This is a genomic window from Mycobacterium sp. ACS4054 (assembly GCF_001667275.1).
Classification (GTDB): domain Bacteria; phylum Actinomycetota; class Actinomycetes; order Mycobacteriales; family Mycobacteriaceae; genus Mycobacterium.
Window position 1 is genome coordinate 58,408 of record NZ_LZHV01000052.1, and the last position, 13,867, is coordinate 72,274.

A 13,867-nucleotide genomic window follows, 5' to 3' on the forward strand; every position below is an offset into this window, starting at 1 on the left:
AATTTCAGGCTTATCCCTTGTCGTTTCCGACCGCGGCGGCGATCTCGTCGGCACTGGCGAAGGCCCGCGGCAGCATCTGGGCAACGCTACCGTCCGGCCGCAGAACCACGGTCGCGGGCATCACGTTTACCACGCCGAGCGCCGCCGCGACCCGACGGCGACCGTCCTGCAGGGTCGGCAACCGAACGCCCAGCTCGGCCAGCCGCAGCAACGCCGCCGTCTCGTTCTCGTCCTGATGCACGGTCACCACCATCACGTCCGACCCGGCTCGCCGTTGATACTCGGCCATCGCGGGCAGCTCGGCCGCGCACGGCGCGCACCAATACGCCCACAGGTTGAGCACGACCCGGCGCCCGGCCAGCGCGCGGGCGACGTCGACAACCGAACCGTCCGCGGCGCATTCGGCGGTGACCCCGCGCAGCGCCGGGGGCCCGGGGCCGTCTCCGGCGCCCGGACACGGCGCCAGGTTGGCCCGCTGCCGCGGACCGGCCAGCGCGGCCGCCGTGTCGGCGTCGCGGTGCTCGCGGTAGGGCGTGCCCTGCGCGGTGCCGGGCGTTGTCGTCGGCGCGGACTGGTCGCGAAGCTGGGCCACCAGGGCCGCGGTCAGCGCCGCCACCACCGCGAGGATCGCGATCGTCCAGCGCGTGGAGCGCGTCAACGCCGTGCCCTACAGGCCGGCCAGGGCCAGCAGGTGCTCGGTCTCCGGGCCCCGCACCAACGGCGCGGCCAGCAGCGGCTCGGTGGGGCCGAGGCCGAATGAGGGGCAGTCCTTGGCCACGACGCAGACACCGCAGGCCGGTTTGCGCGCGTGGCATACGCGGCGGCCGTGGAAGATCACGCGATGGCTGAGCATGGTCCACTCGCTGCGTTCGATCAGCTCGCCGGCCGCGCGCTCGATCTTGACCGGGTCCTTGTCGGTGGTCCAGCGCCACCGGTGCAGCAGGCGCGCGAAATGGGTGTCGACCGTGATGCCGGGGACGCCAAAGGCGTTGCCCAGGATGACGTTGGCGGTCTTGCGGCCCACGCCGGGCAGCGTGACCAGTTCTTCCATCGTGGCGGGCACCTCGCCGTCGAACCGCTCGACCAACGCCTGCCCGAGGCCGATCAGTGAGGTCGCCTTGTTCCGGAAGAACCCCGTCGGGCGGATCAGGGTTTCCAGTTCGTCGCGGTCGGCTTGCGCGTAGTCCAGCGCCGAGGGATAGCGCTTGAACAACGCCGGCGTCGTCAGGTTCACCCGTTTGTCGGTGCTCTGCGCGGAAAGGATGGTGGCGACCGTCAGCTCCAGCGGCGTGGTGAAGTCCAGCTCGCAGTGCGCGTCCGGAAACGCCTGCGCCAGAGCCCTATTCATGCGGCGGGCCCGTCGTACCAGGCCGACTCGGGTCTCCTCGGAGAAGCGGCCGGCGGCGTCGACGCCCGCCTGGGCGGGGGTGGACTTCGAGCGCCCGGACGACTTTGCCGCTGTCACCTACGACAGAGTACTGATTTCGTGATCTCGCCGAGACCTCGTGTTGATTGAAGGCCCTGTTTACTCTCCTTGTGTCATGGTTGCTGGTGGCCTGCGTTCCCGGGCTGCTGATGCTGGCGGCGCTCGGCTTGGGGCGCCTCGAACGGGGGCTCGCCCGCGAAGACGTCACGATGATCGCGGTCGCCGAGCTCTTCGAGCACGTGGAGTTCATGGACGTGCGCACCCTGGCCCGCGAGGGCATGCCGGAGGCGGTGGAATACCTGCACCGGCGCGAGGACCGGGAACTCGCGGCGGCGGCGCTGGGCGGGCTGACCGCCGGGCCGCGGCACGCGGCGCCGTCGTTCGCCGCCAGCTTCGTCGACCGCGGCGAGCTGACATTGCCGACGCGAATACACGCGCAGACGCGCATCAATCCGCAGTTTAAGGCCCCTCGATACGTCAATCGTGTGTAGCGTTGCACGTTGGACAAAATGTCCGACCGCTAGACTCATCACGCGAGCACGGGATTAACCTGCACGTATCACCGTCATTAAAACCTGAAGAGGCAACGTGGACGAGATCCTGGCAAGGGCAGGAATCTTCCAAGGGGTTGAGCCCAGCGCCGTCGCCGCGCTGACCAAGCAACTGCAACCCGTCGACTTCCCCCGTGGGCACACGGTGTTCGCCGAGGGCGAGCCGGGCGATCGGCTGTACATCATCGTCTCGGGGAAGGTGAAGATCGGCCGTCGCTCGCCCGACGGTCGGGAGAACCTGCTGACGATCATGGGCCCGTCGGACATGTTCGGCGAATTGTCCATCTTCGACCCCGGTCCGCGGACCTCCAGCGCGACCACCATCACCGAGGTGCGCGCGGTGTCGATGGACCGCGACGCGCTGCGGGCGTGGATCGCCGACCGTCCCGAGATCGCCGAGCAGCTGCTGCGGGTGCTGGCCCGACGGCTGCGCCGCACCAACAACAACCTGGCCGACCTCATCTTCACCGACGTGCCCGGCCGGGTCGCCAAACAACTGCTGCAGCTCGCCCAGCGGTTCGGCACCCAGGAGGGTGGCGCGATGCGGGTGACCCACGACCTGACCCAGGAGGAGATCGCCCAGCTGGTGGGCGCCTCCCGCGAGACGGTGAACAAGGCGCTGGCCGATTTCGCCCACCGCGGCTGGATCCGCCTGGAGGGCAAGAGTGTGCTGATTTCGGACTCCGAAAGGCTCGCCCGCCGAGCGAGGTAAGCGCGCGCGAAGCGCGGGCGCAACCGAGCGAGAACTCGAACCCGAGCCCGGTAAGTGCGAGGTAATTGCGCCGAGCCGGTAATTTCGCAGGCGCCTACTCGCACTTCTCCTGCGAATATTCAGCCTCGCCGCAAATAGTCCAGCTGCGCCTGAACCGACCATTCGGCCGCGTCCCAGAGTTTCTCGTCGACGTCCACATAGACGTGTTCGACGACCTGGCGGGCGGTGGCGTCGTCGCCGATGTCGCGCAACGCCGCGCGCACCTGCTCCAGGCGTTCGTGCCGGTGCATCAGGTAGCCCGACGCGACGGCCTCCAGGTTGGCCAGGTCCGGCCCGTGGCCGGGTAGCACCGTGCGCGGGCCCAGTCCGCGCAGCCGGCGCAACGATTCCAGGTAGTCGGCCAGGCTGCCGTCTTCGGAGTCAATGACGGCGGTGCCGCGGCCCAGGACGCTGTCGGCGGTGAGCACCGCGTCGTCGATGAGAAACGACAGCGAGTCGGCCGTGTGGCCCGGCGTCGCCATCACCTTGATCTTCAGGCCTGCCGCGTCGATCACCTCGCCGTCGGTCAGATGACCGCCGAAGCCACGCAAGAACCCGCTGCCCGCCGACCGCACAGTCGCGCCGGTCCGCTCGACGAGCTTGTCGATGCCGTCGGTGTGATCGCCGTGCCGGTGACTGATCAGCACCAGCGTGATGCGGCCCAACCCCGCGACGCGCGCGATGTGTTCGTCGTCGTCCGGCCCGGGATCCACCACGACCAATTCGTCGCTGCCCTGGCCGCGCAGCACCCAGGTGTTGGTCCCCTCGAGCGTCAGCAATCCGGGGTTGTCGGCCAACAGCACCGAGGCAGTGTCGGTGACCGCCCGCAACCTGCCGTATGCGGGATGGCTCAACGACTCTTGCGCCTCGGTCACGGTCGTGAGCCGACCTCCACGATCAGCTCGACCTCCACCGGCGCGTCCAGCGGCAGCTCGGAGACGCCGACCGCCGACCGGGCGTGTGCGCCCCGCTCGCCGAACACCTCCGCCAGCAGCTCGGAAGCCCCGTTGATGACGCCCGGCTGGCCGTTGAAACCCGGGGCCGAGGCGACGAAGCCGGCCACCTTGACCACGCGGGTCACCGCGTCGATGCCGACCAGCGCATCCACGGCGGCCAGGGCGTTGAGCGCGCAGATGCGCGCCAGCGCCTTGCCCTCTTCCGGGCTGACCTGGGCACCGACCTTGCCGGTCCCCGCGAGCTGTCCCGCCCGCATCGGCAGCTGACCCGCGGTATAGACCAAATCGCCCGTGCGCACCGCGGGCACGTAGGCGGCCAGCGGGGCCACGACCTCGGGCAGCGCGACGCCGAGTTCCGCGAGCCGGGCCGAGGCGCTCATCTACTTCGGGCGCTTCAGATACGCGACGTGTTGCTCGCCGGTCGGTCCGGGCAGTACCGAGACCAATTCCCAACCGTCGGCGCCCCACTGGTCGAGGATTTGTTTGGTGGCGTGCGTCAGCAGCGGGACTGTCACGTATTCCCATGCGGTGGGTTGGCTCATGGCGCGAGCTTATCGGTCGGAGCTGAACGGCTCCGGCCTGCCCGGGGATCGGTCGGGCTAGCATGCGAAGGTGGCAAACACATCGAGCGGCGGTAGCGCCGTCGGCTGGCCGGCCCGGCTGTCGAAGGCCCGGCTGCATTTCGTCACCGGCAAAGGCGGTACGGGCAAGTCGACGATCGCGGCCGCGCTGGCGCTGACCCTGGCAGCCGGGGGCCGCAAGGTCCTCCTCGTGGAAGTTGAAGGGCGCCAAGGCATTGCGCAACTCTTCGACGTCCCGCCGCTGCCCTACCAGGAGGTCAAGATCGCAACCGCCGAACGCGGCGGACAGGTCAACGCCCTGGCGATCGACATCGAGGCCGCGTTCCTGGAATACCTGGACATGTTCTACAACCTGGGCATCGCCGGGCGGGCGATGCGCCGCATCGGGGCCATCGAGTTCGCGACGACGATCGCGCCCGGCCTGCGCGACGTACTGCTCACCGGGAAGATCAAGGAGTCGGTGGTGCGCGTCGACAAGAACCGGCTGCCGGTGTACGACGCGGTCGTCGTCGACGCTCCCCCGACGGGGCGGATCGCCCGTTTCCTGGACGTCACCAAGGCCGTGTCGGATCTGGCCAAGGGCGGGCCGGTGCACTCGCAGAGCGAGGGCGTGGTGAAGCTGCTGCACTCCGAGCAGACCGCCATCCACCTGGTCACCCTGCTGGAGGCGTTGCCGGTGCAGGAAACGCTGGAGGCCATCGAGGAGCTCGCCGAGATGGAGCTGCCGATCGGCAGCGTGATCGTGAACCGCAACATCGCGTCGCATCTGCAGCCGGCCGACCTGGCGAAGGCCGCCGAGGGTGACGTCGACGCGGACTCGGTGCGGGCGGGCCTGGAAATGGCGGGAATCAAGCTGAACGACACCGAGTTCGCCGGGCTGCTGACCGAAACCATCGAGCACGCGACGGTCATCGCCGCGCGGGCCGAGATCGCCCAACAGCTCGACGCGTTGAAGGTACCGCGGCTCGAATTGCCCGCGATCTCCGACGGCGTGGACCTGGGCAGCCTTTATGAGCTGTCGGAATCGCTTGCGCAGCAAGGAGTTCGATGAGTACGACGCCGAATAGGCTTGATCTGGCGGCGATCCTGGCCGACACGACGAACCGGGTCGTGGTGTGCTGCGGGGCGGGCGGCGTGGGCAAGACCACCACCGCTGCGGCGATGGCGCTGCGCGCGGCCGAATACGGCCGCAACGTGTGCGTGCTGACGATCGACCCGGCCAAGCGGCTCGCGCAGGCGCTGGGCGTCAACGACCTTGGCAACACCCCGCAATCGGTGCCCCTGGCGCCGGAGGTTCCCGGTGAGCTGCACGCGATGATGCTCGACATGCGTCGCACGTTCGACGAGATGGTGGTCCAGTACTCCGGACCCGGTCGCGCGCAAGCGATTCTGGACAACCAGTTCTATCAGACGGTCGCCAGCTCGCTCGCCGGCACGCAGGAGTACATGGCGATGGAGAAACTCGGTCAGCTGCTGGCCGAGGACCGGTGGGATCTGGTAGTGGTGGACACCCCGCCGTCGCGCAACGCGCTTGACTTCCTGGACGCGCCCAAGCGGCTGGGCAGCTTCATGGACAGCCGGTTGTGGCGGCTACTGCTCGCGCCGGGCCGGGGCATCGGCCGATTGGTCACCGGCGCAATGGGTTTGGCGATGAAGGCGATGTCCACCGTGCTGGGCTCGCAGATGCTGAGTGACGCGGCGGCGTTCGTGCAATCACTGGACGCCACGTTCGGCGGTTTCCGGGAGAAGGCGGATCGCACCTACGCGCTGCTGAAGAGGCGCGGTACGCAGTTCGTCGTGGTGTCGGCGGCCGAGCCCGACGCTCTGCGCGAGGCCTCCTTCTTCGTCGACCGGCTGTCGCAGGAGGGCATGCCGCTCGCCGGGCTGATCTTGAACCGCACCCACCCGACGTTGTGCTCGTTGCCCGCCGAGCGGGCGATCGACGGGACCGAAACCCTGGAGGCCGAAACGGACTCCGAGGCGGCGTCGCTGGCCGCCGCCGTGCTGAGGATTCACGCCGACCGCGCGCAGACCGCCAAACGGGAAATCAGGTTGCTGTCGCGGTTCACCGGAGCCAATCCGCATGTGCCGGTCATCGGGGTGCCCTCGCTGCCGTTCGACGTCTCGGATCTCGAGGCGTTGCGCGCGCTTGCCGACCAGATCACCTCGACCGTCGGCGGCGACGCGGCCCGGGCCGCCGCCCAGGGGCCCCTACGCTAGGGGCCCGATCGCGGGGTCAGCCGACGCTGCGGGCCCGCCTCTTGTCGAAGAAGTCCGCCCAGGACACCACCTCGGGGTGCTGCTTGAGCAGGGCGCGGCGCTGACGCTCGGTCATGCCGCCCCAGACGCCGAACTCGACCTTGTTGTCCAGCGCGTCCGCTCCGCATTCCTGCATCACCGGGCAGTGCCGGCAAATGACGGCGGCTTTGCGCTGCGCGGCCCCGCGAACGAATAACTCGTCCGGGTCGGTGGTTCGACACAGTGCTTTGGAAACCCAGGCGATCCGTTCTTCGGCATCAACGCTGCGGAGTACCCCTTGTGCGGCCGCAATGTTTGTTCTACGCGCCGCAGGCCGTGTTCCTGACACGAACTGTTCCCTTCCCTACCGGCCGCCCTCGCGACCGCCCTCCTCGGGTGCAGATCCTCACCTGCGATCTACGCCACACTGTGTACATCGGTGTTACCTGAATCTCACCGTGTGTCTAAGTTAGGTGGTCAGCTGGCAATTGCGCAACAGTCCGATAACGCTTTTTTTGGGACGGGCGTCCCGTCTCGTCCCAGAACGGTACGCGAAGAAGTGATCTTGGACACGTCAGCCTGCACGCATTCTACTGACGCCCGCGCAAATTTTGTCCCGCCCGCGGCCGTAAAGCGCTGGTCAATGCCGGGGGCAAATAGTGGGTGAACGCGCAGCGTGGCGACGTGACTGGGGGCCGCTACTGTAGTAGCCATGTCAGACCGCCCCCGGGCCGCCCTCACGATTCTCAAGCTTGCGGGGTACTGCTTGCTGGCCGGCGTCGTCGCCACCGCGCTGATGTTTCCGTTCGCGGGCGGATTGGGCCTGATGTCCAACCGGGCCTCCGAAGTCGTCGCCAACGGATCGGCCCAACTCCTCGAGGGCGAGGTGCCCGCGGTGTCGACGATGGTCGACGCGAAGGGCAACACCATCGCCTGGCTGTACTCCCAGCGCCGCTTCGAGGTGCCCAGCGACAAGATCGCCAACACGATGAAGCTGGCGATCGTGTCCATCGAGGACAAGCGGTTTGCCGAGCATGCCGGGGTGGACTGGAAGGGCACGCTGACCGGGTTGGCCGGCTACGCGCGCGGCGACGTCGACACCCGCGGCGGGTCGACCATCGAGCAGCAGTACATCAAGAACTATCAGTTGCTGGTGACGGCGAAGACCGACGCCGAAAAGCGCGCCGCCGTGGAGACCACCCCGGCGCGCAAGCTGCGCGAGATCCGGATGGCGCTCACGCTGGACAAGACGTTCACCAAGCCCGAGATTTTGACCCGCTACCTGAACCTGGTGTCGTTCGGCAACGGCTCGTTCGGTGTGCAGGACGCGGCGCAGACGTACTTCGGCATCAACGCCTCCGATCTGAACTGGCAGCAGGCGGCCCTGCTGGCCGGCATGGTGCAGTCGACCAGCGCGCTGAACCCCTACACCAACCCCGCGGGGGCGCTGGCGCGGCGAAACCTGGTGCTGGACACCATGATCGAGAACATCCCGCAGGAGGCCGACGCGCTGCGCGCCGCCAAGGCCACGCCGCTGGGCGTGCTGCCGCAGCCCAACGAGTTGCCGCGGGGCTGCATCGCGGCCGGCGACCGCGCGTTCTTCTGCGACTACGTCCAGGAGTATTTGTCCCGCGCCGGGATCAGCAAAGAACAGGTGGCCCGCGGCGGCTACCTGATCCGCACCACGCTGGACCCGGACGTGCAGGTCCCGGTCAAGGCGGCCATCGACCAGTTCGCCAGCCCCACGCTGCCGGGCATCTCCAGCGTGATGAGCGTGATCCAGCCCGGCAAGACGTCGCACAAGGTGATGGCGATGGCGAGCAACCGCACCTACGGGCTGAACCTCGACGCCGGCGAAACCATGCGCCCGCAACCGTTCTCGTTGGTCGGCGACGGCGCGGGCTCGGTGTTCAAGATCTTCACCACGGCCGCTGCCCTGGACATGGGGATGGGTACCAACGCCACGCTCGAGGTGCCGGGCCGGTTTCAGGCCAAGGGCATGGGCAGCGGCGGCGCCAAGGGCTGCCCCAAGGACACCTGGTGCGTGGTCAACGCCGGCAACTACCGCGGATCGATGAACGTGACCGAGGCGGTGGCCACCTCGCCCAACACCGCGTTCGCCAAGCTGATCCAGCAGGTCGGGGTGACCCGCACGGTGGACATGGCGATCAAGCTGGGGTTGCGGTCCTACGCCGACCCGGGCACCGCCCGCGACTACAACCCGGACAGCAACGAGAGCCTGGCCGACTTCGTCAAACGGCAGAACATCGGCTCGTTCACCCTGGGCCCCATCGAGGTCAACGCGCTCGAGCTGTCCAACGTCGCGGCCACGCTGGCCTCCGGCGGCACCTGGTGCCCGCCGAACCCGATCGACAAGCTGATCGACCGGCACGGCAACGAGGTCGCCGTGACCACCGAGACCTGTGACCAGGTGGTGCCCGAGGGGCTGGCGAACACCCTGGCCAACGCGATGAGCAAGGACGCGGTGGGCGGCGGCACCGCGGCCGGCTCGGCCGGCGCCGCGGGCTGGACGCTGCCGATGTCCGGTAAGACGGGCACCACCGAGGCGCACCGTTCCTCCGGCTTCGTGGGCTTCACCAATCACTACGCCGCGGCCAACTACATCTACGACGACTCGACCTCGCCGACGGACCTGTGCTCGGCGCCCCTGCGCCATTGCGGCGAGGGCGATCTGTACGGCGGTAACGAGCCGGCCCGCACCTGGTTCACCGCGATGAAGCCGATCGCCAACAACTTCGGGCCGGTGGCACTCCCGCCCACCGATCCCCGCTACGTGGACGGGTCGCCCGGGTCGCGGGTGCCCAGCGTCGCGGGCCTGGATATCGACGCGGCGCGGGCCCGCCTCAAGGAGGCCGGCTTCCAGGTCGCCGACCAGAACAACTTCGTCAACAGCAGCGCCAAGCAGGGCGAGGTGGTCGGAACCACCCCGAGCGGCGCGACGATCCCGGGCTCCATCATCACCATTCAGGTCAGCAACGGCATCCCGCCGGCGCCACCGCCGCCGCCGGAGGGCGCGCCGGTGCCGGTCGGGTCGCAGGTGGTCGAGATCCCGGGCCTGCCGCCGATCACCATTCCGTTGCTGGCGCCGCCGCCCCCGCCGCCGGGCGCCCCGCCCCCGTAATCGCCGCGCCGACCATGACGCCGTGGCGCCGGCTATACGTTGCCAAAGGGCAACCGGCAGTAGGCTGCCAACATGGCTGATGCAAGCTCGATGGCCCCACTCCTCGGCGGGCCGCTGCGCGGACCGCGTCGTCGCGGGGCGCTGCCCACGCTCATCCGCACCAGTGCCGTCGCGCTCGGTTCGGCGGTAGCCGGCATCGGTTATGCCGCCGTCGTCGAGCGCAACGCCTTCGTCCTGCGCGAGATCACCATGCCCGTCCTGACGCCGGGCTCCACGCCGCTGCGGGTGCTGCATCTCAGCGATCTGCACATGACGCCCAACCAGCGCCGCAAGCAGGCCTGGCTGCGCGAGCTGGCCAACTGGGAGCCCGACCTGGTGGTCAACACCGGCGACAACCTGGCGCACCCCAAGGCCGTGCCCGCGGTGGTGCAGGCCCTCGGTGACCTGTTGTCGCGACCGGGTGTCTTCGTGTTCGGCAGCAACGACTACTTCGGGCCGCGCCTGAAGAACCCGCTGAACTATGTGACCAACCCGTCGCACCGCGTCCGCGGTGAACCGCTGCCGTGGCAGGACCTGCGGGCGGCGTTCACCGAGCGCGGCTGGCTGGACCTCACCCACACGCGCCGTGAGTTCGAGGTGGCCGGCCTGCACGTCGCCGCCGCCGGCGTCGACGACCCGCACATCGACCGGGACCGCTACGAGACGATCGCGGGCCCGGCCAGCACGGCCGCGAACCTGCGCCTGGGGCTGACCCACTCCCCGGAGCCGCGGGTGCTGGACCGCTTCGCCGCGGACGGCTACCAGCTGGTGATGGCCGGACACACCCACGGCGGGCAGGTCTGCCTGCCGCTCTACGGGGCCCTGGTGACCAACTGTGGCCTGGACCGGTCGCGCGCCAAGGGACCGTCCCGCTGGGGCGCGCACATGGCGCTGCACGTGTCCGCCGGGATCGGTACCTCGCCGTTCGCGCCGGTACGGTTCTGCTGCCGGCCCGAGGCCACCCTGCTGACGCTGATCGCCAGCCCGATGGGCGGTCGCGACTCGGCCAGCGACCTGAGCCGTTCGCAGCCAACAGTTTCGGTGCGTTGACGCAGCGGGCCCGGATCGCGGTCCGCAGCCATTCCCGCAGCTGGACGGACAACGCGGTCCGGCTCATCCAGGCCGACGCCCGCCGCAGCGCGGACACGCACCTGCTGCGCTATCCCCTGCCGGAGGCATGGGCCGGACACGGCCCGGGTGCCCGGGTCGCGCTGTACCTCAAGGACGAGACCACCCACATCACCGGCAGCCTCAAGCACCGGCTCGCGCGCTCGCTGTTCCTGTACGCGCTGTGCAACGGGTGGATCCACGAGGGCACCACGGTGGTCGAGGCCTCCTCCGGTTCGACGGCGGTGTCGGAGGCCTACTTCGCCGCGCTGCTCGGCCTGCCGTTCGTCGCCGTGATGCCGGCGTCCACCAGCTCGTCCAAGATCGCGCTGATCGAATCCCAGGGCGGCCGTTGCCATTTCGTGCAGAACTCGGCCGAGGTGTACGCCGAGGCGGAGCGCGTCGCCCGCGACACCGGCGGGCACTACCTGGACCAGTTCACCAACGCCGAACGCGCCACCGACTGGCGGGGCAACAACAACATCGCCGAGTCGATCTTCGAGCAGATGGGCGAGGAGGCCCATCCGATTCCGGAGTGGATCGTCGTCGGCGCGGGTACCGGCGGCACCAGCGCGACGATCGGCCGCTACATCCGCTACCGGCGGCACCCGACCCGGTTGTGCGTCGTCGACCCGGAGAACTCCGCGTTCTTCCCCGCCTACGCCGACGACCACTATGACGTCGTGATGCCCACCTCGTCGCGCATCGAGGGCATCGGCCGGCCGCGGGTGGAGCCGTCGTTTCTGCCCGGCGTGGTCGACCGCATGGTGGCCGTGCCCGACGCCGCCTCCATCGCGGCCGCCCGCCACGTCAGCGCCGTGCTGGGTCGCCGGGTGGGGCCCTCGACGGGCACCAACCTGTGGGGCGCCTTCGGCCTGCTGGCCGAGATGGTCGCCGAGGGGCGCAGCGGCTCGGTGGTCACGCTGCTCGCCGACAGCGGCGACCGCTACCACGACACCTACTTCGACGACGAGTGGGTCAGCGCGCAGGGGCTCGATCCGGGCGGACCCGCCGAGGCGCTGGTGGAGTTCGAGCGCTCCTGCGTGTGGAAGTGACCCGCCACACCGCGATTTGGCCAGCCGATGGGCCGGTGCGATAGGCTGTCGGAGCTTCAAGCGGGGTGTGGCGCAGCTTGGTAGCGCGCTTCGTTCGGGACGAAGAGGCCGTGGGTTCAAATCCCGCCACCCCGACTCAGTTCGTGTTAGCTGGCAGGACGGCCGGCGACAAGATTTGACACTGCGGCCCGGCGGCTTTGCCATTAAGCTCACCGCGCATGGCGCTGGTAAGCCGGTCGCCCGGGCAGAGGCGGCGGCGCAGGGTTGGCCAACCGGCCACGCGCTTTGCTGACTCCCGTGCCCCGGCCGGCAGCCCCGACCACCCCACCCTGGCTGAGATCGCGCAGCGGCAGCAGGAGATCGAGGCATGGACCGCGCTGAACGTCGGCGGCTACCGGTTCGCCAAACCGGGAACCATCGTCGGCGCGCTGATCTCGGTGGTGCTGGTGGTTCTCGCGGTGACGCCCATCCCGCCGAACTGGCCGTGGGACATCCCGACGATGATCCTGGCCATCTTCACGGCGGTGGGGACAGTGACCTGTGGTCTGTTGTGGTTCGACAACCCGCACCCGCCCCCTCGCCCCGAGTCGTTGGTGATCGTGCCGTTCACCCGCGCGGAGAACTTGTGGCTGATGGGACAACAACTGCAAGAGCCCTACCGCGCCATCTGCACCTGCCCCGGCTGCGGCGACACCTCGGCGCACCTGATCCGCGAGCCCGCCAAAGACGAACCGGACTGGGCGATGGTCACCCGGCGCTGCGGCGTGTGCGAACGCGAATGGGCCCAGGCGTGAACGGTTTTCGGGCCTCCACGCTCAAGTCCCAGCGCGCACAAGGGTTTTCGCGCGCGATCGGCCCGTCGGTTACGCGCAGTCGGCGCAGACGGGAAGCCCGCCGGTCGAGCTGCGCAACCGGCTGCGGTGTTGGACCAAAAAACAGCTCGAGCAGGTGAACTCGTCGGACCGCTGGGGGATGACCGTCACCGACAGCTCTTCGCCGGACAGGTCGGCGCCGGGCAGCTCGAAGAAGGCCACGTCGTTGGGATCCTCGTCGACCACCGCGATCGACGATTCCTGCAGTGTCGGCGCTAATTCGCGGATCGCGGACTTGTCCTGGCCGTCCATGTCGGAGACCCGGCGTGCGTCATAGTCGCTTGCGGTCGGCATGGCAGTTCCTTCCTGCTAATGAGCCGGGTTGACGCACTTTCGGAGTACTCATCCCGTGGCGCAGGCTGTACCCCGTTCAGGCGCGCGTTACACCGGACGGCGCAAAAAAGTTGCGCCGGCGCGGGCCCAGCCGCCTCAACTGCCGGACGGCGGCGGGTAAGTGCGCGAGCGCCAAGCCCAACCACGGCGCGACGATGGACACGATCAGCGCCGGTATGGCAACCCCTTCGTGCCCGACCAACAGCTCGAACAGACCGATCGCCAGGCTGACCGCCCACACCGCCACGGCCGCGATGCCGAGCACGGGGAAGTCACGCTCGTACTCTCCCCGGTAATTTGCTGCTCGCAACGAAACGGGCGCGACCATGCTCCCCACGTACCCGGCCATCGGCGCAGTTAAACGGCCCGGCGGTCGAACAGGGACGGGTGCTCGTTAGCTCACAGGGGTCAGCTGCTCGGCGGCGGGGCCGGCCGGTCGGCATTCTCGGTGTGCCAGGCCAGCTCGGCGTCGCGGACTCTGCGGTGCGTGCGCCGCAGCCACACCGCGCTCGCCGCGCCCAGCACGACGGCGAGGATGACGGCCGTCAATCCCGCCGACAAGTGCCGGGTCGCCAACGCAAACAGGCCCACGATCAGGGCGAGCACCGCGACACCCGCGCCGGCGAGCCCGGGCGCATTGGCGCCGTAGGTGAAGGTTTCGCCGGCGTGCTGGCGCGCGGTTCGTTGGTGATCGACCGGGTCGATCTTGTGGTAATTCAACGTCATTCCTTGCGAGAAGGCTTGTGTACCAGGGCGATCCGTGCGGCAAGCCGCGGAGCTTTGCAGTGGCCGCCGCTGCGCGGACCATGGGTGGCG

The 13,867-nt window shown here is 69.0% G+C and carries 17 protein-coding genes and 1 tRNA gene; 9 read left to right on the top strand and 9 right to left on the bottom strand.

Translation table 11 applies throughout. The features are described 5' to 3' along the window. Positions 1-10 precede the first annotated feature (10 nt). Together A5730_RS14435 and nth are read right to left on the bottom strand one after the other, a co-directional pair. Positions 11-658, bottom strand: coding sequence for a TlpA disulfide reductase family protein (locus tag A5730_RS14435; RefSeq protein ID WP_067901397.1), 648 nt, complete (start codon positions 656-658; stop codon positions 11-13). 9 nt (positions 659-667) lie between these two features. After that, positions 668-1,348 carry an endonuclease III gene (gene nth / locus A5730_RS14440; RefSeq protein WP_055404062.1) on the bottom strand — a complete coding sequence of 227 codons (681 nt, stop codon included), beginning with the start codon at positions 1,346-1,348 and terminating at the stop codon, positions 668-670. Between the two features lie 188 nt (positions 1,349-1,536). On the opposite strand from nth, the gene A5730_RS14445 reads away from it, so the two are divergent. Both A5730_RS14445 and crp read left to right on the top strand, forming a co-directional pair. Next, entirely contained in the window at positions 1,537-1,917 is a 381-nt protein-coding gene (locus A5730_RS14445) for a hypothetical protein (protein WP_067901400.1), read from the top strand. Between the two features lie 97 nt (positions 1,918-2,014). Further along, positions 2,015-2,689 carry a cAMP-activated global transcriptional regulator CRP gene (crp, locus tag A5730_RS14450; RefSeq protein WP_007166630.1) on the top strand — a complete coding sequence of 225 codons (675 nt, stop codon included), beginning with the start codon at positions 2,015-2,017 and terminating at the stop codon, positions 2,687-2,689. Positions 2,690-2,808: 119 nt separating this feature from the next. Here crp and A5730_RS14455 read toward each other — a convergent pair whose 3' ends face one another. Genes A5730_RS14455 through A5730_RS24745 form a run of 3 tightly spaced genes read right to left on the bottom strand, consistent with a single transcriptional unit; the run spans position 2,809 to position 4,226 of the window. Beyond that, entirely contained in the window at positions 2,809-3,603 is a 795-nt protein-coding gene (locus A5730_RS14455) for an MBL fold metallo-hydrolase (RefSeq protein ID WP_067901403.1), read from the bottom strand. Beyond that, positions 3,600-4,064: a RidA family protein gene (locus tag A5730_RS14460; protein WP_067901407.1), complete on the bottom strand. Its 465-nt coding sequence runs from the start codon at positions 4,062-4,064 to the stop codon at positions 3,600-3,602. The genes A5730_RS14455 and A5730_RS14460 overlap by 4 nt, the downstream gene beginning before the upstream one ends. Further along, positions 4,065-4,226: a DUF4177 domain-containing protein gene (locus A5730_RS24745; RefSeq protein ID WP_007166633.1), complete on the bottom strand. Its 162-nt coding sequence runs from the start codon at positions 4,224-4,226 to the stop codon at positions 4,065-4,067. It lies immediately after the preceding gene. Between the two features lie 70 nt (positions 4,227-4,296). On the opposite strand from A5730_RS24745, the gene A5730_RS14465 reads away from it, so the two are divergent. Next, positions 4,297-5,316 carry an ArsA family ATPase gene (locus A5730_RS14465; protein WP_067901411.1) on the top strand — a complete coding sequence of 340 codons (1,020 nt, stop codon included), beginning with the start codon at positions 4,297-4,299 and terminating at the stop codon, positions 5,314-5,316. After that, entirely contained in the window at positions 5,313-6,485 is a 1,173-nt protein-coding gene (locus A5730_RS14470) for an ArsA family ATPase (protein WP_067901414.1), read from the top strand. The genes A5730_RS14465 and A5730_RS14470 overlap by 4 nt, the downstream gene beginning before the upstream one ends. Positions 6,486-6,501: 16 nt before the next feature. Here A5730_RS14470 and A5730_RS14475 read toward each other — a convergent pair whose 3' ends face one another. Next, positions 6,502-6,852 carry a WhiB family transcriptional regulator gene (locus tag A5730_RS14475; protein ID WP_055404068.1) on the bottom strand — a complete coding sequence of 117 codons (351 nt, stop codon included), beginning with the start codon at positions 6,850-6,852 and terminating at the stop codon, positions 6,502-6,504. 363 nt (positions 6,853-7,215) lie between these two features. Between A5730_RS14475 and ponA2 the strand changes: the two genes are divergently transcribed. The 5 genes from ponA2 to A5730_RS14500 all read left to right on the top strand — a co-directional run bounded on the left by ponA2 (position 7,216) and on the right by A5730_RS14500 (position 12,640). Then, positions 7,216-9,645, top strand: coding sequence for a transglycosylase/D,D-transpeptidase PonA2 (gene ponA2 / locus A5730_RS14480; RefSeq protein WP_067901417.1), 2,430 nt, complete (start codon positions 7,216-7,218; stop codon positions 9,643-9,645). A 90-nt stretch (positions 9,646-9,735) separates the two neighbouring features. Beyond that, on the top strand, positions 9,736-10,734 hold the full coding sequence (locus tag A5730_RS14485; protein ID WP_082946839.1) for a metallophosphoesterase: 999 nt from the start codon (positions 9,736-9,738) through the stop codon (positions 10,732-10,734). Beyond that, the gene (locus A5730_RS14490) at positions 10,731-11,846 is read left to right on the top strand and encodes a PLP-dependent cysteine synthase family protein (RefSeq protein WP_067901422.1); all 1,116 of its coding nucleotides are present in this window, start codon (positions 10,731-10,733) and stop codon (positions 11,844-11,846) included. Before A5730_RS14485 ends, A5730_RS14490 begins: the two co-directional genes overlap by 4 nt. A gap of 61 nt (positions 11,847-11,907) precedes the next feature. Beyond that, positions 11,908-11,981 (top strand) — tRNA-Pro (locus tag A5730_RS14495). Between the two features lie 83 nt (positions 11,982-12,064). Next, positions 12,065-12,640, top strand: coding sequence for a hypothetical protein (locus tag A5730_RS14500; RefSeq protein WP_067901424.1), 576 nt, complete (start codon positions 12,065-12,067; stop codon positions 12,638-12,640). Positions 12,641-12,709: 69 nt separating this feature from the next. Here the strand turns inward: A5730_RS14500 and A5730_RS14505 are convergent, their stop codons facing one another. From A5730_RS14505 to A5730_RS14515, 3 genes are all read right to left on the bottom strand, one after another. Then, positions 12,710-13,012, bottom strand: a complete 303-nt coding sequence (locus A5730_RS14505) for a DUF4193 domain-containing protein (RefSeq protein ID WP_067901426.1) — start codon at positions 13,010-13,012, stop codon at positions 12,710-12,712. A gap of 76 nt (positions 13,013-13,088) precedes the next feature. After that, positions 13,089-13,400, bottom strand: a complete 312-nt coding sequence (locus A5730_RS24975) for a hypothetical protein (RefSeq protein WP_067901429.1) — start codon at positions 13,398-13,400, stop codon at positions 13,089-13,091. Between the two features lie 59 nt (positions 13,401-13,459). Then, a complete protein-coding gene (locus A5730_RS14515) occupies positions 13,460-13,777 on the bottom strand; it encodes a hypothetical protein (protein WP_067901431.1) in 318 nt (105 codons plus the stop codon). Between the last annotated feature and the right edge of the window lie 90 nt (positions 13,778-13,867).